Origin of the sequence: Lactobacillus sp. A27 (assembly GCF_016742815.1) — a bacterium.
GTDB lineage: Bacteria > Bacillota > Bacilli > Lactobacillales > Lactobacillaceae > Lactobacillus > Lactobacillus gallinarum.
In genome coordinates this window covers 174-23,648 of record NZ_JAEHNT010000125.1, presented here as the reverse complement: position 1 = coordinate 23,648, position 23,475 = coordinate 174, and the positions used below count along the sequence as shown (strand labels likewise).

Annotated in this window: 17 protein-coding genes and 1 pseudogene; 17 read left to right on the top strand and 1 reads right to left on the bottom strand. The window is 31.8% G+C overall.

Features of this window, described 5'->3' with window-relative positions; all coding sequences use genetic code 11:
* Window positions 1–137 precede the first annotated feature (137 nt).
* From JEM49_RS10245 to JEM49_RS10225, 5 genes are read left to right on the top strand one after another with little or no spacing between them, the layout of a single operon-like run.
* Window positions 138–1,637, top strand: coding sequence for a UvrD-helicase domain-containing protein (locus JEM49_RS10245; RefSeq protein ID WP_201874923.1), 1,500 nt, complete (start codon window positions 138–140; stop codon window positions 1,635–1,637).
* A 5-nt stretch (window positions 1,638–1,642) separates the two neighbouring features.
* Window positions 1,643–2,296, top strand: coding sequence for a DarT ssDNA thymidine ADP-ribosyltransferase family protein (locus JEM49_RS10240; RefSeq protein ID WP_201874921.1), 654 nt, complete (start codon window positions 1,643–1,645; stop codon window positions 2,294–2,296).
* A complete protein-coding gene (locus JEM49_RS10235) occupies window positions 2,286–2,957 on the top strand; it encodes a DarT1-associated NADAR antitoxin family protein (RefSeq protein ID WP_201874919.1) in 672 nt (223 codons plus the stop codon). The genes JEM49_RS10240 and JEM49_RS10235 overlap by 11 nt, the downstream gene beginning before the upstream one ends.
* Window positions 2,957–3,514, top strand: a complete 558-nt coding sequence (locus tag JEM49_RS10230) for a hypothetical protein (protein WP_201874917.1) — start codon at window positions 2,957–2,959, stop codon at window positions 3,512–3,514. The genes JEM49_RS10235 and JEM49_RS10230 overlap by 1 nt, the downstream gene beginning before the upstream one ends.
* 3 nt (window positions 3,515–3,517) lie before the next feature.
* Window positions 3,518–4,156 (top strand): matrixin family metalloprotease, encoded by a 639-nt coding sequence (locus JEM49_RS10225; protein WP_201874915.1) that lies wholly within the window; start codon window positions 3,518–3,520, stop codon window positions 4,154–4,156.
* A gap of 56 nt (window positions 4,157–4,212) precedes the next feature.
* Here the strand turns inward: JEM49_RS10225 and JEM49_RS10220 are convergent, their stop codons facing one another.
* Window positions 4,213–4,854: a DUF3232 domain-containing protein gene (locus tag JEM49_RS10220; protein WP_201874913.1), complete on the bottom strand. Its 642-nt coding sequence runs from the start codon at window positions 4,852–4,854 to the stop codon at window positions 4,213–4,215.
* A gap of 130 nt (window positions 4,855–4,984) precedes the next feature.
* On the opposite strand from JEM49_RS10220, the gene JEM49_RS10215 reads away from it, so the two are divergent.
* The 12 genes and pseudogenes from JEM49_RS10215 to JEM49_RS10160 form a co-directional block, all read left to right on the top strand.
* Window positions 4,985–7,981 carry a DEAD/DEAH box helicase gene (locus tag JEM49_RS10215; RefSeq protein ID WP_201874911.1) on the top strand — a complete coding sequence of 999 codons (2,997 nt, stop codon included), beginning with the start codon at window positions 4,985–4,987 and terminating at the stop codon, window positions 7,979–7,981.
* Window positions 7,982–8,075: 94 nt separating this feature from the next.
* Window positions 8,076–9,221, top strand: a complete 1,146-nt coding sequence (locus tag JEM49_RS10210; RefSeq protein WP_201874909.1) for a hypothetical protein — start codon at window positions 8,076–8,078, stop codon at window positions 9,219–9,221.
* Between the two features lie 178 nt (window positions 9,222–9,399).
* Window positions 9,400–9,966: a matrixin family metalloprotease gene (locus JEM49_RS10205; RefSeq protein ID WP_201874908.1), complete on the top strand. Its 567-nt coding sequence runs from the start codon at window positions 9,400–9,402 to the stop codon at window positions 9,964–9,966.
* A gap of 62 nt (window positions 9,967–10,028) precedes the next feature.
* Entirely contained in the window at window positions 10,029–10,529 is a 501-nt protein-coding gene (locus JEM49_RS10200; protein WP_201874906.1) for a hypothetical protein, read from the top strand.
* Between the two features lie 552 nt (window positions 10,530–11,081).
* Window positions 11,082–12,614 carry a VirD4-like conjugal transfer protein, CD1115 family gene (locus JEM49_RS10195; RefSeq protein ID WP_201874903.1) on the top strand — a complete coding sequence of 511 codons (1,533 nt, stop codon included), beginning with the start codon at window positions 11,082–11,084 and terminating at the stop codon, window positions 12,612–12,614.
* Window positions 12,615–12,661: 47 nt separating this feature from the next.
* Window positions 12,662–13,381: a hypothetical protein gene (locus JEM49_RS10190; RefSeq protein WP_201874901.1), complete on the top strand. Its 720-nt coding sequence runs from the start codon at window positions 12,662–12,664 to the stop codon at window positions 13,379–13,381.
* Between the two features lie 241 nt (window positions 13,382–13,622).
* A complete protein-coding gene (locus tag JEM49_RS10185; protein WP_201874899.1) occupies window positions 13,623–15,494 on the top strand; it encodes a hypothetical protein in 1,872 nt (623 codons plus the stop codon).
* 21 nt (window positions 15,495–15,515) lie between these two features.
* The gene (locus tag JEM49_RS10180) at window positions 15,516–16,913 is read left to right on the top strand and encodes a hypothetical protein (protein WP_201874897.1); all 1,398 of its coding nucleotides are present in this window, start codon (window positions 15,516–15,518) and stop codon (window positions 16,911–16,913) included.
* A gap of 69 nt (window positions 16,914–16,982) precedes the next feature.
* Complete coding sequence (locus JEM49_RS10175) at window positions 16,983–20,138, top strand: ATP-binding protein (RefSeq protein ID WP_201874895.1); 3,156 nt, start codon at window positions 16,983–16,985, stop codon at window positions 20,136–20,138.
* Window positions 20,138–21,709, top strand: coding sequence for an Ig-like domain-containing protein (locus tag JEM49_RS10170; protein WP_201874893.1), 1,572 nt, complete (start codon window positions 20,138–20,140; stop codon window positions 21,707–21,709). The genes JEM49_RS10175 and JEM49_RS10170 overlap by 1 nt, the downstream gene beginning before the upstream one ends.
* The gene (locus JEM49_RS10165; RefSeq protein WP_201874891.1) at window positions 21,709–22,719 is read left to right on the top strand and encodes a transglutaminase domain-containing protein; all 1,011 of its coding nucleotides are present in this window, start codon (window positions 21,709–21,711) and stop codon (window positions 22,717–22,719) included. Before JEM49_RS10170 ends, JEM49_RS10165 begins: the two co-directional genes overlap by 1 nt.
* A gap of 17 nt (window positions 22,720–22,736) precedes the next feature.
* A pseudogene (locus JEM49_RS10160) lies at window positions 22,737–23,475 on the top strand (hypothetical protein); the annotation flags it as partial.

The window sequence follows — 23,475 nt, the reverse complement described above, 5'->3', positions numbered from 1 at the left end:
TTCTTAACCTCCATTAAATTGATGAGATTAGAATACCTGAAAAATACGGACTAAAAAAGATACTCGGTTATATGACGCTTACGTATAAAAATGAAAAAATATGTAGTAATTAGGCTTTAGAAAAGAGAACGATTAGTATGTTGTCACCTAAGTTGCCGCAATTGATTGGCGAGCAATGTCGTATTTTGTATTTACCTGAAGATAGTAACCAAGTAGTACTGGGAGTAGCTGGAAGTGGAAAATCTGTTGAAGCTGCATATCGGGCTATTTGGATTAGTAAAAGATATCCTAATGAAAAAGTATTAGTTTTATCTGTTAATAAGGATGTTAACGATGTACTAAAGAAAACAATTGAAAAATATCCGGATACAGATAATGTTGAAGTAAATACCATATATAGTTATTTCAAAAAGATAGTAGATAATTATCTTCAACCTGATGATAATTTATCTAATTTATTGGTGAAATATAGAAAAGATAGATCAACAGATGAAATTGATTTACAAGAGATAATTAGTAATTTATCTGCAATTAGAGTTCAAGATGATAAAAGGCTAATTAAGGATTTAATAGCAGAGGAGCGTCAAAAATTCCCTGATAGTACTTTATGGTCGAAGGATGATGTAGATACTTTTATTGAAGATGAAATTTATTGGATGCAAGAAAATTACGTTAAAAATAAAGATGAGTATCTATCAATTACTAGAGTGGGTCGAGGTAATCAGAGAATTTCTAAACAGCAGCGTGAGACAATGTTTGAAATTTTTAAAGATTATAATATGAAACGTATGAAGGAAAATAAAAAATTCTTCAACTTTAATGATATTTATTCACTTGCTATCAAATATTGTCAGGTACCAGAAGAAGAAAGACCAAAATATATAATTATTGATGAAGTTCAAGATATTTCACCAGTGATGTTTAAAGCACTTTCTAAAATTATAAAGAGCGATGGCCTTTGGAGCGTATTTGGTGATACCTCACAAAATATTTTTGGTCAAAGAATTTCATGGGCATCGTTAGGCTTGGATAATATTCGGAAGCAATACCGGTTAGAGCGGAATTATCGTAATACCAAACAAATCGGAGAATTAGCCAAAGCTATGCTAGATACTGATCTGTTTGAAAAAGATGATAATTTCATTGAGCCATCAACTTCTGCTTTTGAAGGAGAAAAACCATATTTATGTCACTTAGTTGATGATAATTATAGTGGCTTAATTTCCGCATTAAAATTAAGTCTTGAAAATCATGAGTCAACTGCCGTTATTTTAATGAATCCTCGTGATGAAAAGGTACCACTAATCAAATTACTAGCAGATAATGATATTCACTGGACTAGCAACATCGATGATTATGATCCGGAGAATGATTTATTTGTAGATAATATCAATAGAATTAAAGGCTTGGAATTTGATACTGTCTTTGTATTATGTATCGATGATATTCAGCCTAATATGGATTTAAGTCGAGAAGAGTATGATGATATTTATGCTAATCCTGATAACCAAAGGATTTTAGCTAAAACTATTTATGTTGCAGCTACTCGTGCTCGTAAAAAGTTAGTATTAATTTATAAAAATAATCCATTAGATTTTATACTTAAGTCAGATTTGATTACAACAGTAGGTAGATGATTAGAATGAATAAATTTCAAGATGAAATCCAAAGAAGAGGAATTACACGTTTATGTCACTTTACTAAATCCAGCAATTTACCTTTCATTTTAGGTGATGGCAAATTTGAAAAGAATGGAATTCTTTCAACTGATTATATTAGACAGTCAGATTACTTAGAGGAATTAGATAAGCAGAGATTAGATGGACATACGAACTATGTAAGTTGCTCTATTCAGCGGCCTAATTCAAAATATATGCGTTTTAGAGAGGAACATTCGAAAGATGATCTTTTTAATCAATGGGTAGTCTTATGTATTGATCCGTCTGTAATTGATGATACGAGTTTATTTTCACCAGTTAATGCTGCTACTGCAAGTGGTAAAAATGTGAAATCCGGTTTTGATGCATTTGAAAATATGTTTGCAGATCCGATTAGTTTTGTTAGATACAATAAGCTTCAAGAAGAAGATCGTGCTTCGGATTTGCCTTTAAATTTGACGACTGATAGTCAAGCCGAAGTTTTAATTAAGGATAGAATTCCGAAAGATAAAATTACTGACATAGTTTTTCCAGCTGACACTTATGAGGTTGAAAAATTAAGATTAAGTTTTTGTATTGGAGATTTAAAGGATTTAGGAATTAATATTAAGAGAATGGAAGTAAATAATGGCTACTAGACCAGTTTTTTATGTAAATGAAAAAAATGATTTTTCACAAATCGATATTAACTTTAAATGGAATGCTGGTTTTTCAAAAGTTCAAACTCATAAAAATATTAATGCAATTCATACTACTTTTTTAAAGCAATATCCAGATGCAAAAATATTAGAGGTATCTTCAGCGGCAACCGATCCAGATGCTATAAAGGCAAGTGCGTTTAATTTGCCAGTGCGAACCACACATGGAGTTTTTACAGTGGAACAAGCTTTTCAAGCAGGTAAATTTTTCAAGGAAAATGGTAGTCAAAATAATTTACTAAATTATTCGCCACAACAAGCAAAGCAAATAATTAAAAAAATCAATACTAATGATCAATTAGTCGGGTTTGAGGAATTTGGTAGTAAATTTCCGTTAGAACCTAAAACTTATTTTTACAATTGGATTTATATAAATGCACTAACACAGAAGCAAAATAGAAATATTAGTGAAAAAATTCTACAATATAATGCTTTTACTGATATTTATTTCAATCCTGATAAATCATTTAATTGTCAGGCTCAGGCTTGCAGCATTTTTGTATCCTTAGTTAGACAAATGAAATTAAAAGAGGCTTTAAAGTCTAAGGATAATTTTCTAGAACATGTTTATGGGATAAAAAAGAATGGAAAGAAAAAATAATGACATCAAAATCGGACTGGAAAAGTAAATCTACTTTGATCAGTTTAATAATTCTTATCATAGCAATTGTAGCCATGGCATTTATTAATGTTAAATATGAGCGATATCGACAAAACAAAGTTAATAATAATCCACTTTCCTCACAAAGAATTGTATTTGAAAGATTTGGAGTTAATGATATTGATATTAGTAATACTACATATTCTCAGTTAATTAAAAGAGTTGATACTGTAATGGCAAGAAATGATCGCCTCTCTAAAGCTGATGTTCATAAAATTATTAAATATCAAATTTACGTAGAGGGATCAAAGAAGAACTTAGAAAAAGATATGGGTAAGACAAAGGTTGATAAGTTATTGAAGGATATGAACAAAATTGAAGAAAGAGAAAATATAACTAAAATACATTCTGATTCTAAGTTAAAGAAAGGGAGCAAGGTAACAATATCTATCAATTTGCCCCAAGAAATTATTCAAAAATATCATATTGATACTACTCCACGTAAAATAACAGTTTCAAAAATTATTAATGGAAAAAAGTTTATTTTGGATAGGTAAAAAATGAAGAAAATAAAAATCTTTTTAAATATTGCAACAGTCATTGTAATCCTAATTGGGCTTTTTTCCTTGAATTCAATTCATCGACAAAATATGCAGTCTGTAGATGCACACGGAGAAGACATTAGTCGAGTTGGATATAAGGCCACAACTGATCAAGTATCTGATTTAAAGGAATATGGCACCTTAAGATATAATGAAACTGTTTTACCGAAACATGATTCTTATAATGTTTATGTCAATGGAAATAGAGAGTTTAATCGAAAAGTTCGTGATGCACTGAGTGAATGGTTTTATAAACACTATCATATAGTAAATAATCCAAATAAAGCTCAGATAATTATAGATGAGAAGGAATACAATAGAGAGAACGCTGGCGTAGAGTGGACCAAAGTTGCCTCTGATGGTTGCATAGCTACACAAGCAAGAATTAATATTTATGCACAATCGATAAAAGATGATGACTCAAATATGGTTAGAGTTATCGAACATGAGATTGGTCATGCCTTAGGACTTGATCATACTAAAGATAAAGGATCTGTAATGTATCCTAATGACGAATATTATGATAAAGCTGATATTACTTTAAAGAACTTTAGTCAAGCAAGTAAAAACTTTGCTAATGTAGCATACGCTCAGTGATTTTTGTAATATAAAAATTAACACCAGCTATTATAGCTGGTGTTTTTGTGTAGAGATTAATTGGCTAACTGCTTTAGAATATTCTGATCATTATATATTAAATTGTCAAGATATTGTTCAAGAATGGCATTACCGATATCACTACGTGGTACTTCTTTTATATTTTTAATATTTGGATTATCCCAAGTAGCGAAGACACGTTTATTAGAACTGTCATTACTAATTAATCGATTTATTTCTGCGATACTATTAATACACTCGTTATGAATATTGTGACGCTTTTCATCTAACTGATGGAACGTTTGCTGATATTCTTCTCTACTTTTTTCGGCTTTCCAAGTGATTTTTTTATCGTTGAAACGCAATACTATTTGACCATATTGTTTAAAGTTGCTTAAACATCTGTTTGGCAAGTCAGATACTATTTCATCAGTGTCATTTAGATATGGCTCAATAGCCTTTAAATCGAATTTTACAATTACTGCCATTTCCTTTTTAAGTGCTTTTTTTATTTCACTCTGAACATTCTGATTATATGTGTCAATAATAGTATTTAGATTAGCATCGTCTTCTAATATCTTTACTTCTTTTAAGAGTTGACCTACCTTTAGAATATCGGTTTTAAGGTCATTGCTATTATTAATGTTTAACATTAAACGGTCTGCTTGTTCTAATTTCTCGATGTCTTTACTAGTCATAGTAATATTTGGCTCCTTTCAGTTTATCTAATAGCTATTATAAACTATGTAGTTAAGTGCTTTTATTATTTTATTGAATATAGTTTATAATAATATGTATAAGCTGATATAAAGATAACGGGTAAGAGATATGAATACAAAAGAAAATATATTAAATTCATGGATTCTAATGGAGCAATTATCTGAAGGTGATGTAAATACTAAACGTGGCGATAAAAATGCAGCTAATAAGTTTGATCCCACAAAAGCTAAAACACATGGCTATTACGGATATTTTCGTTGGATGATTAATCGCAAATTTAAAGATAGTCTGACTAAAAAGAGTGCAAATCCAGGATTGATTTTTTATATTGATACTTTTAAGTTTCAACGAGTTATAGATATAATCGTTCAAAAATATCATTTAAAAAATTTACAGGATGAAGTTAATAACAAACAAACTAAGTTTGGATTTTCTATTGCTTTTGATAAGAACTTACATTTGTTGGAAGATCAGACTTTTGTCACAATGAGTGATTATTTACTTAATAAAAGAGAACTAATTAATGATCCTGATAAATTTAAAAAGTTTGAAGATCAAATAAAAGATGATTTAAATGAACTTTTCGATTTTCAAGAACAGGACTTAAGCGAAAAAGACTTTGAATCTCACTTTAATGAAGCTTTCGCAAAATTAGTAAAAAAATATCAAATTAGTAAAGAAACGAGTTATTGGTCAATTGTTAATAAGATTGATTCGGATGATGTTAATTTACATTCATTTTTTATTGATGACTTAAACTGGGCTAAAAAGGGAAAATCCGCTCATCTTGATCGCTATTTGCATGGATTAGATCCGGCTCAACGAATTAATCTTGATCCAACGGAAAATATTGCTGCTTTTGATAAAATTCTGCAGCCTAAGAATTATCCAATGGGTCACTTTTTATCTAAATTTCCAGCATCTTTGATGCAACAAGTGGCTATTAATTTAGCTCTAAATGATAAGAATGATATTAGAACTGTTAACGGGCCTCCAGGTACTGGAAAGACTACTTTATTAAAAGATATATTTGCTGAATTATTAGTTAGACAAGCAAAAGAAATTTGCGATCTTGATAAAAAGAACGTTTATTCACGAAAAGATAGTGAAATTGGTCAAACAAAGTTACCTGATCAAATAGCTGATAAAAATATTGTGGTAGCTTCTTCTAATAATGGTGCTGTTCAAAATATTGTAGATGAATTACCGCAAATCCCTGATGAGGGAGATATCTTTAAAGAACCTGTAGAAGAATTAATGAATATTCATTATTTTGATGATATTGCTAACGCTAATTTGGAGAAACCAAAATATTGGGGACTTTTTTCACTTGAAGGTGGCCGTAAAGAAAATATGAATAATATCATCAATAAGATAAAGCAGATGATTGAATACTTGCAAGACGAAGATTTTCAACCAGACCTAGATGCTTATGATGATTTTATGAAACAGTATAATCTTGTTAAAACTAGAAGAGATAAATTGCAGTATTATGCCGATTCTTTAGGTCAATTACAAAAATGGCGTGAAAAAGTTAAAGAATATAAGATAACAACCAGAGCAAATGGTGAGATTATTTTTTCAAAATTAACACCAGCTCTTCAAGAAATTACAGAAGAGATTAGTTCTAAGCAGAAAGAGTATCAAGAGGTAGCTTCGTCAATACAAGTTACAAGATTAAGAGACCGGCTTTTTAATAAAGAAAAGGTAATTGAAAATCAAAAAAATAATGAAAGACTATCACAGTTAAAACGTGAACTGGGAGAGAAGAATCTCAAGAAAAAAGAATTAGAAAACAAAATAAATCAGTTGCAAGAAGAGTCATATGATTATGCTCAAATGACAAATAATAGAAATTCAAAGAAAATTTCAATTCCAAATTATCAACGTGATTTTTCAAATAGAGATGTATATGATCACTTTGAAGAAGAAACTTATTGGTATAACTCAGATGATTTACAAGAAGAATCTAAATTATTTGTTCTTGCGCTACGAGTAAGAAAACAATTCCTTTATGAAAACAGTAGGTCATTAAAAATGGCTATATTTAATTGGAATAATCAAGATAAAAAAGTAAAAGAAAATCAACAAGAGTTAACTTTGGCCTCTTGGCAATGGATTAATTTTGCAATTCCAATTATTAGTACCACATTCGCTAGTTTTCATCGAATGTTTAAAAATTTACCAGCTGATTTTATAGCAAATCTGTTTATTGATGAAGCAGGGCAAGCAGTTCCACAGGCGGTGGTAGGTCCACTTCTTCGTAGTAAAAAAGTGATGGCAGTAGGAGATCCAGCGCAAATTAAGCCTGTTAATACCCTGGATTCAAAAGTGATTTCACTTATTGGCGACCGTATTTTTAAAGTAAGTGAAAAATACGTTTCTGGGGATGCATCGGTTCAAACAATTATGGATCAAGCTAGTCAATATGGCTATTACAAAGATAAAGAACATGAGAATTGGATCGGTATACCGCTTTGGGTTCACAGACGTTGCCTAAATCCAATGTTCAATATTTCTAATGCGATTTCTTATAATAACAAAATGGTTTTACCAAGTAATGTTAAGGCAAAAGAAGCCAAGGGTGGTATGTCCGAAAAGAGACAAGGCAAAATTGGTGCCGGAAACTGGATGGATGTAAAGGGTGTATCAAAGGATAAATTTGTAGAAAAACAGGCAGAAGTGTTAAAGGATTCGATTCAAAAGATTGTAAAGGAATCTGATAATTCATTTACGATGGATGATATTTTTGTTATCACTCCTTTTAAGAACGTTGCTCGTCATTTGAGTAAAGAACTAAAAGATATTGGTTTTACTAAATATGAAAATGGTAAGCCATCAAATATTGGAACGGTTCATACTTTTCAAGGTAAAGAAAATAAAGTCGTTTTCCTTGTCTTGGGTACTTCTGATAAAGAAAAAGGTGCTGCAAGTTGGGCGGTAAGTGAGCCTAATATCATAAATGTTGCAGCTACCAGAGCAAAGGTTTGGTTCTTTATTATCGGTGATAAAAAGTTGTATCAATCAATTGGATCAGAGACGATTAGTAAGACAATAAAAGCTATTGATGATTACAACCGAAAAGTAGATTCGAAGAATAAATAATCTTTTGGTTATATATTGTTAATTTGACATTTAGGTCTAAAATATTAGTGAAATATTCTATAACACGATATTGTAAAGTGATTGAGGTTAAAATATGACAGCAGAGATTGGAATTATAAATCAACGTGGTTTGGCCTTAGCAGCTGACAGCGCAGTAACTTTAGGAACAAATTTGACTTTAAATAATGCCACTAAGGTATTTTCTTTAGGCGACAATCATTATATTGGTATGATGATTTATGGAAATGCAGAATTTATGGGAATTCCTTGGGAAGTTTTAATTAAAGCTTTTAAGGAAATACAAGCTAAGAAAAGGCCCTTAGATAGTGTTCCTGATTATATTAATAGTTTTTTTGATTTTATAATAAGTCAGGATATTTTTACTAAACAAAGCTATGAGAATTATGTTGCCAGTTATTGTTACCAATTTATACAACAGAAATTAAGCAATATAAGAAGTGTAGATGATGTAGAAGATGCTTTATGGCAAGCTCAACATGCTTTGAAAAAAGAGCAGAAGTTAATAAATGTAGATGATAATACTTTTTCAAAAACATATGGTGATTTAGTACTACAAATCTTTCAATCTGAGTTAGGTAATTTAGATCAAAAATTGTTAGACTTAATCTTAAAAGTTATGTCTGCTTATATTTCTTCTGATGTTCAATCTATTGACTATAACACTGGATTGGTTGTTGCAGGTTATGGTAAAGATGAGTTGTTCCCTTCAATTTATCAATTATCAGTAGATGGCTTTATATTTAATCAATTTAAGTATGTAAATGAATCTATATGGAACACAGATCCAATGAAGACTAATTATACAGCTGCTATTGCACCATTTGCCCAGCAGGAAATGATAATGCTACTGCTAAACGGAATAGATCCATATTTAAACGATTTACGTGAGAGACAATTGAAATCAATCAAAGAAAAAGTTATAGCACAATACGGTAATGATGATAATGATCATCTTGATAGTCTATTTTCTCGTGCAGAAAAAGAGTTTGATAAAGAATGCGAGTCAGACTACAGAGGACCTATTTTAAGTATGCTAGCTAATTTATCATTAGGAGAATTGGCTAATATGGCAGAAACTATGGTTAGTCTTACTTCGTTTAAACGTAAGTATACTGGCTCTGTTCGTACAGTTGGAGGTCCTGTAGATGTATTAACCATTTCTCGAGATGATGGTGTGGTTTGGGTGAGAAAAAAGGATGAATTAAAGGACATAGATTAATAAAGAATTAAGACCATACTTCGGCTAAATACCGTGATTATGGCCTTTTTTTGCCTAAAGTCAAAAGTTAATAATAGCTACTGATTTTATTTAATTTAGAATAAAAGAGGTATTTTAAAATGAAAAAAATAAAAATAGGAATAAGATTATCGTAACTGTTGTTGCTTGCTTAAGCGCAATGCTTTTTGCAATTGTTGTTTACTTTGGAACTGGTTCAGTTCAAAGAACTGCTCAAGAAGAAGCAAGACAACCCCGCATTATGAAACGTCACGCAAAATTGAAATTAACTAAATCCCAAAAGAGCAAAGCAATCTGGCCTAATAAAGAAGGCGAATATGCTATTTATGTTGACCCAACTTGTCATAAAGACACTAAGACTGCTACTGTCTTAGTACAGAGACAATGGAGGAGCGATGGTTACATGCCAATTGAAGAACGCGTAAGCAAAGAAAAAGATAAAGAAGGCATCATGGGCGAAACTTATCGCGCAGATACTGAATGGCCCGACAAACACGCTACTATTAAGATAGACTATCAATATATTAAAAAAGTTGGTAATTATGATGATATGGTAACTACTATCACCCATGAACTTGGTCATGGATTTGGCTTAGGCCACAACAAGGACAAAAATTCGCTTATGTCAGCATATGATGACTCAGACCATCGACAGACTTTGCCAGCCAAGGATATTCAAAAGGCAAGAGGTATCTATTTAGCCCTTGAACACTACGAACTTAAATAAAAAACCACCAAGTAATATGACAGGTTTAGTAAGCATTTATAAATTAGAAAGTGTGAAATATTGTGTCTCAAATTAAGCCAAAATCATTACGTCTTGATTTTGAAAATATTGACTGGTGTAAAATTCCTATAAAAATGGTAACTGATTTAAAAATTTATAATATTCATCATGAGGAATTTGTTAGTTATCCAGAGTCAAATGATTATGCATCTAGAAATATTCATGCAATTGCCGATAATGTGCAAATTAAACTCGATATAAATATGATCGAAAAAGCTAAATTATCAACCAATTATGGTATTCCGATTATTGAGTGCATCAGAGGAGGACATGATATTTATTATGTAGCCTTAGTCGATGAAAATAATAAAGAATATGTTTATGAAGTTGATTGGAATGGGCAATATAGTAATAAAAATGAAAGACAAAAGGTCTCAAACCATGATCCTGAAATTCCAGCAAATCGTCGTATATCTAAAGAATTTATAGAATGGCGAAAAAAGAGTTCACATTATCAGCATGAAATTTTAGAAATCGAAATTTGTGATTTAAGCAAATATTAAGTTGATTAAGGACTTATTCTTATATTTTATTGGGGTAAGTTCTTTTTGTATTGTAATAGTTACTGAGTTTTAAATACTTAATAGACTAGTTAATAAATAATTGTTAGAAAGTATTGCTTATAAAAAATAAAATGCTAGAATAGAAGATAGTCAGATGAAAATCTGATGGGTTATATATTTGAATATTCCAAACTGATAAAACAGATTTGTGAATGAAATAGAGTTTTAAAATTATGCGAGTTGATTGCCTTGATCGTAGAAATTAACCGCGCGTCATGAAAATGACAATAATTTTAAACGGATAGTTTATAGATATTTTGGTAACGATCTCGAGTGCATTTAAATTTTGTACTACGAAATTTATAGGTATAACCAAAAAGATTGAAAATATTAATTGCAATGAGGGTGAGTATACCCATTTTGTAAAGATGTTTTTGGTGTACCTCGGGTTATTACCTGATATCTATAAGAAAAATTCTCTTTCGTTCACAAGTCTGTTTTTGTGTTCTAAAAAGAATTGAATGTAGGTTGTTTTTAGAAAGGAACATTTTTATGGCTACAATTGGTTTCATGAGTAATTCAACAGATGATGAAAAGGAAAAGACACCTTGGACTACTAAGCTAGACAAGAACAGCGTCATTTTCGGTAAGCATACTTTTTTACCGATGAACTTGAATGAAGCTCTGAATGACAATACTTTGGTCATTGGTACTAGTGGTACTGGGAAGACGTATTCCTTTGTGGAGCCTAACGTTTTGCAAGGTAATGCTAACTATGTAATTGCCGATGCAAAAGGTGCAATTTTGAATAATGTGGGTCAAAGTTTGAAAAAGCAGGGCTATCACTTACAAGTTTTGAACTTAATCGATCTGAAGCACTCGATGAGTTACAACCCATTGCATTATTTGAAGACAGACCTGGACATCACCAATTTTGCTAATCAAGTGATTGCTACTGATCCGACGGGATTTCGGTCTCATGGAAATAATTTTGATCCATTTTGGGATAATGCGGCTAGAGCGGTCTTGGAAGTATTAATCCTTTTTGTGAAGGAAAATTTGCCTGAAGAGGAACAGACGATAGGTACAATTACTCGTTTGTTCTCTATTATTAACCTTACTCCAGATCATATCGACAATGCGTTATCGATCTTTGGTGATAACGAAAAAGGTTTCTACTTCAGCGATTACACGGGGTCAGATAATTCTCAAGATACTGTTGGAAGTAAGTTGTTTGATTGGTTGAGAGAAAACCATCCAGATTCCGAAGCCTTAAAGAAATGGGATCATGCGACACAATCTAGAGGTTCTAACCGAACTTGGAGCAGCATTTGCGGAGTACTCGGTGCTTACTTGAGTATCTATGATTATCCTGATGTTGAAAATTTGTTAAGTTCAAATCAAATTAACTTTGAAGCTTTGCTCAAACCGAAAACTGCATTTTTCATCTTGTATGATGATGCGGATCCTTCTAAGAACTTCATTTCGAATGTTCTTTATGGACAAATGATCAGCTTTTTGTATCACAAGGCCTTTGAACTTGAGGATAATAGATTGCCAGTTAAAGTTAGATTCTTCTTGGATGACTTCAAGAATGTTTTAATCCCACACTTTGACGACTATCTTGCTACTGCAAGAAGCAGGAACATTTCATTCTGCATGATGCTACAGGATGAATCCCAGCTTCAAACCAAGTTTGGTCCTAACACTTCTAGTGTGATCGGTAATTGTAGTTCTTATCTTTTAACTGGAACTACCGACCTGAACATGGCTAGGATTGCTGCCGAACGTTTTAACCGCAGGCCGACAAGTATCCGCTTGATGGATAATGACAATTTCTTACTTGATGTTGGTGGTTATTTAACTGAAACGACACGATACGATTATATGAAACATCCAAATTATGTGAATAAAAAGTTTCCGATTTCATTTCATATTCATACTCCTCAACTTCATCTAAAATGGAGCAAGATGAGTGCGATTCTCAAGCACTTGCCTAGTGAGTATAACAATGATGAGGATGACGACTGGCTCGATGAAGGTAATACTGTTATTGATGTGTCAAGCGATGATTTGCCATTTTAATTGAGATGTTAGCTGTATTATAATTTACGAATTTGGAGGTATTAAAGATGTATCTAGCAACTTATAATTCTAATGAACTTAATCCTGAATCTACTTTTCCAGGTTTGGAAGAAAAAATATGCTTTAAGCCTATTTGGTGCATGGCTGCAGATAGCCCATTTGATTTATGGGCTAATTCAATGCTTAACGTAATACGTTATCCTGAAATTCTGTACTTAATTAAGATTGACGCTCATGAAGTATTAGGTGTTCGCAAGACTGAATGGGAAAACCATTTAGCGGGTAAAGGCCCTATCCCTGGTTTTTATTCTGCAGATACTATTCCAGAAAAAATCAGATTCTTTTTTGATTATGTAATACCTAAAGAAAAGGTATTAGAGCATGCTGTCTATAAAACCCCTATCGTTCAAGTGGGTAAAGCAATCATGGCAGGACAAGCACCTGAAATGCAACAGCTTTTTGAAGCTAAATTACAAATGGCGCAAACAGATCAACAGTATCTGGAAACTTTTCGTTCAGTCTATTTGGATACTGATAATTCTACTTATCAATATAATAAGTACATTAAAGATGATGAAGATTTACCAACACATCCAGTTGGCTTCGGTTTTACTGAACAATTTACAATCAATTTGTATGGTAGATATTCATTGTTCAATACTACCAATGATTATCTGACTGAATTACACGATATGCTACATCGCTGTTATTATGGTGACCAAGATGCTATTGATGAAGTCATGAATACTGTTCCACCACTACAATAAGTTAATAAAATAAGAGGGTTGATTTCTATTTTGAAATTAACCCTCTTATTTTGCTTAATTATATATTATTTAAAACTTATAAGATATGGTGAAAATAAAGTGATATTATATTCATGCGTATTTATCTGATATAGATGATTTGAAATGTTAAAATGTGCAAATATGACATCTTGTAGTTTCAAATGTTATATAATGAAATTACTAAAAAGTGAAAATTAGGGAGTATTAAGAGGAGGAAGGCATGACTGAATATAATGTCGATCCAGCAAATAAAGGTGGATTATTTAGTTCTATCAATTTTAAGCCAACTTTAGAAGAGATATTGGCAACTGCTAAAACAGGTGATGTAATTGTTTTATCATCAGGGACTTATGAATTGAATAAAGATATCAATTTAACTCCTGCGCATGGTAGAAACAATGCAGCTGTTCTTAATGATATAGATTATGTAGATACATATAAAAAGACTAGCAGAGAAGATGAAATGCCAACAGATGCATTAATTATTAGAGGTGCTTCTGATAATGCAGATGATGTACATTTAGTTGGTAAAATTACAATTAATAATAGTAATGTTATTTTTGAGAATATAACTGCTGAAAATAGAAATGATGTCCCAGCTGTCATTGGTGATAATTCTAGTAATTTAACATTTATTAATTGTATTTTGACTGAAGCGATTGGTGATAATACTCCAATTTTGTTGGGAAATGATGCAGATACTACTATTAACTTTTCTTCTTCATATGTTGCTGAAAAAGAGAAGATGGCAAATATTTATTTTGATGGCCCGCTATATATGTATAATACCAATCTGGAATCTGGTGTTGTATTAAGAGGTAGTGCAGCAGTAGTAGCAATGAAAAGTAATCTCAATTGGGCAGAAGTTCATGATAACAGTTACTTTGGAGGAGTGAACTCCAAGTTCTTAGGAACATACTATTATGCTACAGATTCTGCAAAAGTAGAATTCTATTCATCAACAATAAAGCTATGGAATAATCCTCTTTTTGCTAAGGGCGAAGGAAATACTGAATTTCTCGGTAAAAATGTTCAATTTGAAGGTGATGAACATGTTCCTACAATTGAACTTTTAGATAACGCTAAAGCTAACTTTAATATTATTAATCAAGATGATTTCTTTGCTGGTAAACAAGTAAGAATTATAACTAGTGATGAAGAAATTTATTCTGAATCAACGGACTCTAACAATGCGGATGTGTCAGATAACAATGATATAGATGATGAAAATAAAGTCATTGTAAGTAATTCTCAAGAATTAATGCAAGCTGCTAAAACTTCACCTAGTGGTACAGTGATCTTTTTAAAGGCTGGTTCTTATAATTATGATAGCAATATAAATTACTTTAATTTTCTCACTTTTGAAGGTGAAGATGTAGCTAATACTATTTTAACCATTAATGTTCAATTCCAAGTACAAGCAGGCTGTACTTTAACATTAAATAATTTGCAAATAAATGGAGGCGTAGATTATGAAGATAATGCAATTATAGCGGCAGGCGAAAATGGTGCTAAAGTTGTAATGAATAATTGCGTTTTAACCGATTTAAATAAAGAATCTGCTTTAATAAGTGCACAAGCATCAGGAGCAAGTATCGAATTAAATTGTGTGTCAATTATTAATGCCAATGGTGGAATTGATGTAGGAGCTGGTAATGGAGGTAGCGTTAGAATTGAAGATTCTTATATCCCATGTGTTTTAGCATCTAATAATGGGTCTATTTCTATTTCAACTTCTAATATATTTTGGATATCAGCTGAAAGTAATAGCACTGTTAATATCGATAGTAGTGTAATAACATTAGAAATTTCTGCTTCTAATCAAAGTGTTATTAATTTAACTCATGTGACAATTGATTCACTTAACTCTGATGGTATGCCTATAATTGCTGATCAGAATTCTCAAATCGTCTTTAGTCGTTCAGTATTTCATAATGAGCATGGACAAATAAAGTGTGAGTTGTATGATCAATCAAAATTAACACTAAGATTATGGCGATACAATAATGACTATCCAATTACCGTTAAATGTGATAATCCTAGTGAACAAGTTGATAATATTCAAGACTGGACATTAAATTTTGAAAATTAATTTGGAGCGAGTAAAAATACAATGTTAAAAAAAGTGTGGGAAGTTTCAGGCAGTTTAAAAAGAATAAAATATATAACGGTTAGCAGTGTAATTTGGACAATTTTATTAGTACTGTTCCTTTTTGATCTTGTTCAAGATATCAGAACGTTTTCAGATGTTTTCCAATTCATTATTATGTTAATAATCTTGGGTGCTATCTGGTATTTGGATGTTCGTTTCAATCCTTTTGTATTCCAAAATCTAAGAAAAGTTAATGTAAAAGAATCTGTTAACAGTAGCATTAATTATGCTAAGCAAGGATACAGACAAGAAAATACTTTAGAAGAAGGAATTGAGCACGGAGCAATTAATGGACTAGAAAAAGGTACAAAATCATTTATTTTAAAACCTGTTTTATCATGGATTTTATGGCCTTTTTCTGTAATTGTAGCTTTATGCACTACTAATAAATGGATTGATATTGATTATCAAGAAAACGAAAATAAGAAAAATAATACAGCTGATACAGCTAAGAATTTTGTCGTAAATAATTCTCAAGAATTAACTGATGCTATAAGCAAAATAACACCTAATTCTGTAATTACTTTAAAAGCAGGTCATTATGTTTTTACAAGTAAATATTCTGCAGTTAAGACTGTAAAGATTATTGGTGAAAGTAGAGATAATACTTTTTTGCAATTAGGTACGGCATTACAAACACAAATCAATTCAGTTTTAACTATAGAAAATTTATCAATATCTCGAGAAGAAGATTACGGTGATCATCCAATTATTGGGTTAGTAGGAAATAATTCTAAATTAATCATTAATAATTGTAAAATTGAAAATTCAAATAATGAAGAACCTATGGTAATTGGCCAAAGTAAAAACAGTTATTTGGAAGTAAATAATGTAACTACAACTAGATTACCTAAGAAGACAGCGTATGATATAGCTGTAATATATGATACTGTGGTTAAGATTGAAAATTCTTCAATTCAATGTGTTGAAGCTTTAGATAAAGCAAGATTAAATGCCGATAATTCTCAATTTACTATGGTAGTAACACAAAATAAATCAATGATTACTTTAACAAACTGTACTATTATAAATGGTTTTCTTGGCGGAAATGATAGTACGATTAATATTAATAATTCAGTTTGTGATTTTGTCTATACAGGAAATTACAGCATGGAGCTATTTGACAATGCCAAGTTGAATATAAGTAGTTCTATAATTAATTCTAAGAATGGTGAACAACTACGTTGTCAATTAAATGATCAATCAAAGCTAGAGCTAAGTTTAATTAACTATACTGTTAAAAAACCGCTATTTGTGGAGTGTAATGATCTAAAGACTCAATTGATCAATCCACAAAATGTACCTATTCAAACAAAAGCATCAACATCGTCATCAGTAGCATCTTCTCAAAACAATTAAAATTTAGTTTAAAAGGTTTTCTCTTAATTTAGGAAAGCCTTTTTAAACAGTGTGATTTGGAGAATGGTTATGAAACAAGATTATAAAATATTAGAAGATCAAGATCAGTTTGATAGTGTCCTAAATAAGGGCATGTTTTATGCCAATTCATTTATAAATAAGTACTACTTAATTAATTTGCATGAGTATCCAGTGGTAGAAGCTGATCCTGCGGAAAAAAGTGATGACTATATTCGTCTCTTTAAAGTAGCAAGAATTGTTTATGACAAAGATGAAAATGCAAATGATAAGTTAATAAGTGTATACAGTGCTCTTTATAATATTCAATCTTCTTATACTTTAATAATTAAGAGTCATGATCAAAGCTTAGACTTTTATATTGGTATTCGTTCTAAAAACAATGCATCTACGGCTGAAGAAATATTAAATGAAAGTTTAAACGGAAACTTCCCAGGTAGTGTAACTAAGCATATTGAGAAAAAACAAATAACTAATATTTTATCAAGTATTACTGATCAAAACAGATTTGGTTATACCCAAAATGTTGCTTCTGTATCAGTTGTTCCATCTACAAGAGATAAAGATAAAAAAGAATTTGTTCAAGGTATTGAAAAGTTTATTGATACAATGCGTGGACAAGATGATTATACAGCTGTATTTATTGCTGAACCTATTTCTAAGCCAAGACTTGAGCAAAGAAAACAAGGATTGTTAAGTTTACAAAGTACCTTATCACCATTCCAATCTGTTCAGTTATCATATGGTGTTAACGAAAGTGATACTGTTACCAAAGGAATGAGTGCTAGTTTTACTAAGTCTGTTAACGAGAGTTTAACTGATACTACTAGTACTTCTAAAGGTACAAACAAGAGTAAAAATAGAGGCTGGAGCTTTGGTTTACTAGGTATGGGAATAAATGGTGGCCATAGTACCGGATACAGTGAAGGTAGTTCATGGGCCAAGGCTGTGACTAAAGGTAATTCAAGCTCTACCAGTAAAAGTGCTAATAAAGGTGAATCTCATAGTAAGGGTGACACTCGTACTATTACTCTTACTAACCAAAATAAATCTGTCCAATATGTTAATAAAAAAATTGAAAAACATTTGGAAAGAATAAAAAACTGTGAATCATTTGGTATGTGGGATGTTGCCTGCTACTTTGTTTCTGAGAATATTCAAACGGCAGTTGTTGCTGCAAGTACTTATAAAGCATTGATGTCAGGTTATGATACTGGAATTGAAAATTCATACGTTAATGTCTGGCGAAATGATGATAAGGAACATACTCCAAAAGTGCTTGAAAGCTTAAGATATTGCATGCATCCACTTTTCGAAATACCTGCTAATGATGATGTCTTTACAACAGATACACAGTATGTCAATGCATGTTGTATGGTAAGTGGTAATGAATTGCCTTTGATTATGGGACTTCCTAAAAAGTCTATCAAAGGTGTTACAGTCTTAGATATTGCACAGTTCGGAAGAAACGTTCAGTATACTAATCACCACTCTAATGATGCTAAGAATATTAAATTTGGCCAAGTCTTCAATATGGGAACTACAGATGGTACGCGTGTAAATCTAGACTTAAATAGTTTTACATCACACTGTTTTATTACAGGATCTACTGGATCTGGTAAATCTAATACCACCTATAGAATTCTGGATGAGATGATCGCGAATAAGATACCATTCTTGGTTGTTGAACCGGCTAAAGGTGAGTACAAGAGATATTACGGTGGATTACCTGGGATTAACGTCTTCTGTACTAACCCAGATTACTTCTCAATGTTGCATATAAATCCATTTAGATTTCCTGACAAAATCCATGTTTTGGAACACCTAGATAGATTAATTGAAATTTTTAATGCATGTTGGCCACTTTATGCTGCCATGCCAGCTATTTTAAAAGATGCTTTTGAACAAGCATATGTTAGCTGTGGATGGGATTTAGAGAGATCAATTTATATTCCTAATGACAAACCTAAATACCCTACCTTTAAAGATATTATTGATATCTTACCTAAAATAATTAATAGTTCTTCTTACTCATCTGATTCAAAAGGTGACTACACTGGTTCATTAGTAACAAGAGTTAAATCTTTGACTAATGGGATTATTGGTCAAGTTATGTGTTCTAATGAAGATATTGACGATCCAACTTTGTTTGATGAAAGTACTATTGTGGATTTGAGTAGAGTTTCTTCATTGGAAACTAAGTCATTACTAATGGGTGTTATGATCTTAAAACTTCAAGAATATAGAATGTGTACTAGTAAAGAAAATCAACCTTTACGCCACGTTACAGTTCTAGAAGAAGCACACAACATTTTGAAACGTTCAAGTGGTGCAAGTAATGATCAAGAATCAGCTGACGTTCAAGGTAAATCTGTGGAAATGATTAGTTCAGCGATTGCTGAAATGAGAACATATGGTGAAGGCTTTATTATTGTCGACCAGTCTCCAACAGCTGTCGATGTTTCAGCAATTAAAAACACTAACACTAAGGTAATTATGAGATTACCAGACTATGATGACTGTAGGATTGCCGGTCGAGCAATAGGTTTGAATGATAAGCAAATCCATGAGATTTCTCGTTTTCCAGTTGGTGTTGCCGCTGTTTATCAAAACAATTGGGCAGAAGCAGTTCTAACTAAAATCGATCGAAGCCGAGAAAAATATGGCGTAAAAGATGAAATTCTTGATCCTCATCGTTTAGCTAGCTTAAAGGGCGATATAGCTTCTGCATTAATTGATTTATACCAAGAGAAGAAGTTAGATAATGGAATAACTATGGATATTCTTAAGAGACTTCAAGGTTTAGTGCGTGCTAGCGGTATTCCTGAGGGAAAGAAGAAAGAAATGTTCCGTCGTTTGGCTCACTTTAGACAGTCGTTTTCAAGTCAGAAACTTAATAGAGGAATGTTTGCTAATAACTTAGCATATCTAATGGACTGTGATAGTTTATTCAGTCTAATGCCTATTAAATTTAGTAAAGATTACTCTGAATTGAAATCTATCAATAAAACTGATATTGATAGAAAAGATAGAAGAGCAATTCGAGCTTGGCATAAGAAATTGCGCAATAATGTTGGAGAATACGTTAAAGTTGATGATAATCATATAAAATCATTACTATTTTTATTAATTATCTACATGATGAATAAGCATACTGAAAAAAATAAATATAAGCTTTTATTTTTTGGATTTTATGGTAAAAAATAATGAACAGAGTAATTGTTAAATATAATCCATATTTACCGGAATTAAATGTCTTGATAAATGGCTATCCTTTGTCAAAATACAGTTCAATCAAATCATATAGACATAAGCCATTTGTTGAATGGTGTACTAATTTCTTTGATGAAATTGGTTCAGAAGTAAATGATAAATATGACATGAATTTCATTGGTACTGATTTTGAAAATGAAATTTTTGAAAAGTTAGCTAGTGAAAATAATTTATGTGTAAATTATCACTATGAACATGTTGAATTTAAGCAAGATGTTTATGATCGATTAGAAACATTAGAAGAAATTGGTGATGCAAATCCTGTTAGTGAGATCAAGGTTGGTATTTGGTCTGAAGATCCGGAATTAGTCGATGATTTTCTCCAACTGTTAATTCAAAAGCAAGAGTACACTCCAACAGATGAAAATACTCTTGTTTCGACAGAATATCCTTTAGTGAAGATTACAGTTAAGAAAATAGAATTTGCTGAAGATCTTTTAAGTGTTCAAATCCCTATTACTTTGACACAGGGAGAGCCAGGAGAAGATTTAATTAATCATATTCAAAGCCTAAATAGAAGTGTATTTCTAATTTCGTTAGGTAATCAATCGGTATTTAAAGGTAAAAAGGTAAATATTTTTTACTACCAAGTTAAAGGTGAAGAGGCCACTGACAGAATTGATGAGATCATCTCTGGCGCAGGATTGCCATTAATATTGTCAGATCGTGATTATAAGTTTCAAAAGCAAGTTGATAATGGAACGCTTGATCTTAATCTTACAGAAGAAGATAAGGAAAAATTATATCAAATTTGTGAAGTAGAACCTATTTATAAAGTGAAGGTTCCATCTAAGGCTTATGTTGATCGTACTTTCACTATAAATGTAAAAAGAATTCCAAGTAATAGTGGCGTTTTTTATGCTGTTAAAAGTAAAAATAGTCGCTTTAGAATTGAAGGCTTGAAAGTTACTCCAATTAAATCAGGCGATGATGTATTAAGTATTTATGCGAATAATAGTTCAGTGCCTGTATTTTCTCAAAATATTAGCATCGAAGATGGTACTTTTATTAGTGAAATGAGTTTTAATGTACAACAAATTACTGTTCCTGTTAATGAAGAGCGAGAGTTGCAATTATCTTATGAACCTCAAGATGCTGTTGATAGCGATGAACTTGACTGGCATTTTTCTAATCCTGGTATTGCTGAAATACGTGATGGCAAGTTATATGGCGTTCAGCCAGGTGATACGACATTAACAGTTAAAGCACAAGATGTTGAGGCGTCGTTGAATATATCTGTTTTGCCACATATTGAGAGAATCAAATTGAGTAAGGATAGTATTACTTTGAAGGCTGGGGATGCACAACAACTTAATTACTTGGTAGTTCCAGCTAATGCGATAGAAAAAGATTCTATTCAAATTGAAAGCAGTAATGAATCTGTAGCTGTATACCGTGGTAGTCGTGTGATTGCAGGAAACCCAGGACAAGCAATTATCTTTTTCAAGATGGGAGAATTTCAATGCTTGTGTAACGTTACAGTTATTAAAAAAGGTATTTTTTAATGAAGACTTATTTTTATCAACAATTAAATGGGCTTGATCAAAAAGTATATGATGAAATTATAAATGGGCTAAACCAAGGAAATTTGAGAATTGCAGTTTCTAGTTTTGGTAGTGTAAAGAAAGTAGCAGTTGATATTTTTAATAATTATCCTCAATATTTCTGGATTGCTTCTAGAGTAAGAGCAATGCGGTCTTTACTAAAAACTGTGGTTCAATTCGATCAGTCATATTCTGTGAGTGATATAAGAAAGTATCAAAGTCAAATCAAAGAGCTGGTACAAAAATTTATATCTGAGAATATTAACGATCATCAAACAGATTATGATAAGGTTCTAATACTACATGATTATTTGAAAAATAGTATTGAATATGATCATCAGGCCGCAGCACATGTGAATGACAAAACTAATAGATATGTTTCTGCTTACAACATAGTGGGAGCACTTATAAAGCATAAATCTGTTTGTGATGGCTTTGCTAAAGCAATGAAGTATTTATGTGACCAAATTGGAATTGAGTGTTACGTGGTTAATGGTATTGGAAGCAATATACAGGATTCAGGCCCCCATGCTTGGAATATAGTAAACATTGACGGATGTTACCAGCATGTAGATGTAACCTGGGACAACCAGTTTATGGATGATAATTTTCCTTTATATGCTTATTTGAATTTGGATGATAAAACAATTGCTAGAGATCATAGTTGGGATAAAAGACTTTATCCAGCATGCACGTCTCTAGAATATAATTATTTTAAGATTAACAATGCGTTAATTGATTCCAAAGCGCAGTTAAAGAAATTTTTGATTGATAGTTTTTCATTAGAAGAAGATATCATTCAATATAGAGTTGATAAAGATAGTAGATTAGCTTCAGAGATATTTAGTTGTTATCAAGAGATTACTCAGGAAGCTATACAAGCATGTAAATATGTTCGTATTGGCGATATACGAACACAATATCAAATGGAGCAGTTAGTATTTACAATCGTTCCGAAGTACGTAGATTAAATATAGGTTGAGACAAAATGAATAATAATATAGATGGTGTTGGCGGTTCAGATAACCCAGAGACCCCTGAAACTCCAGAATCAAATGTAGATGGCGCTGCTGCCTCTGATGTAGAAGAAACAGGTGGAGAATCTACTGCAGAGATACAGGCAGAAACAGATGAGATTAATAATTCGAAAGACCTTCCTTCTGAAGATGAATTGAATGAGGTTGATGACGCAGACGATGACGATGGTGATGAGTCATCTGATGAAGACGAAGATGGATCACTAGAAGATGTAGATGATAAGGATGATTCATCGGAAAGTGATCCAGCTAAAAAGCAATCTGATAGTGACGATTCAGGTAGTGATGACGATGGTGGTGATAGCGGTGATGGTTCAAATCATCCAAGATATGAAGATATAGATCCATCAATAGATTATGATGACGATGATTTAGATGATGATGAAGATATAGATGAAACATCTGATGGTGACGATGACGATAGTGATAGTGGTGATGGTTCAAATCATCCAAGATATGAAGATATAGATCCATCAGTAGATTATGATGACAACGATTTGGATGATGTAGATACATCTGAGGAAGAACAAGAATCCGATATAGATGAGCCGGATGAAACTGTAGCTGAGGATGATTTGAATGAAGAAGTAGAAGATACCCCAGAAGAAACTACCGAAGCCGATCAAGAAGCAACAGATGAGCCAGATGAAGCTGAAACTGAGGATGATTTGGATGAAGAAGTGGATACTC

Bases quoted from the DNA above. Each gene is read 5' to 3' on its own strand.
- JEM49_RS10220 (WP_201874913.1), bottom strand. From the start codon at position 4,854: ATGACTAGTAAAGACATCGAGAAATTAGAACAAGCAGACCGTTTAATG.
- JEM49_RS10180 (WP_201874897.1), top strand. From the start codon at position 15,516: ATGTTAAAAAAAGTGTGGGAAGTTTCAGGCAGTTTAAAAAGAATAAAA.
- JEM49_RS10190 (WP_201874901.1), top strand. From the start codon at position 12,662: ATGTATCTAGCAACTTATAATTCTAATGAACTTAATCCTGAATCTACT.
- JEM49_RS10230 (WP_201874917.1), top strand. From the start codon at position 2,957: ATGACATCAAAATCGGACTGGAAAAGTAAATCTACTTTGATCAGTTTA.
- JEM49_RS10165 (WP_201874891.1), top strand. From the start codon at position 21,709: ATGAAGACTTATTTTTATCAACAATTAAATGGGCTTGATCAAAAAGTA.
- JEM49_RS10235 (WP_201874919.1), top strand. From the start codon at position 2,286: ATGGCTACTAGACCAGTTTTTTATGTAAATGAAAAAAATGATTTTTCA.
- JEM49_RS10185 (WP_201874899.1), top strand. From the start codon at position 13,623: ATGACTGAATATAATGTCGATCCAGCAAATAAAGGTGGATTATTTAGT.
- JEM49_RS10175 (WP_201874895.1), top strand. From the start codon at position 16,983: ATGAAACAAGATTATAAAATATTAGAAGATCAAGATCAGTTTGATAGT.
- JEM49_RS10240 (WP_201874921.1), top strand. From the start codon at position 1,643: ATGAATAAATTTCAAGATGAAATCCAAAGAAGAGGAATTACACGTTTA.
- JEM49_RS10195 (WP_201874903.1), top strand. From the start codon at position 11,082: ATGGCTACAATTGGTTTCATGAGTAATTCAACAGATGATGAAAAGGAA.
- JEM49_RS10245 (WP_201874923.1), top strand. From the start codon at position 138: ATGTTGTCACCTAAGTTGCCGCAATTGATTGGCGAGCAATGTCGTATT.
- JEM49_RS10205 (WP_201874908.1), top strand. From the start codon at position 9,400: ATGCTTTTTGCAATTGTTGTTTACTTTGGAACTGGTTCAGTTCAAAGA.
- JEM49_RS10225 (WP_201874915.1), top strand. From the start codon at position 3,518: ATGAAGAAAATAAAAATCTTTTTAAATATTGCAACAGTCATTGTAATC.
- JEM49_RS10170 (WP_201874893.1), top strand. From the start codon at position 20,138: ATGAACAGAGTAATTGTTAAATATAATCCATATTTACCGGAATTAAAT.
- JEM49_RS10210 (WP_201874909.1), top strand. From the start codon at position 8,076: ATGACAGCAGAGATTGGAATTATAAATCAACGTGGTTTGGCCTTAGCA.
- JEM49_RS10215 (WP_201874911.1), top strand. From the start codon at position 4,985: ATGAATACAAAAGAAAATATATTAAATTCATGGATTCTAATGGAGCAA.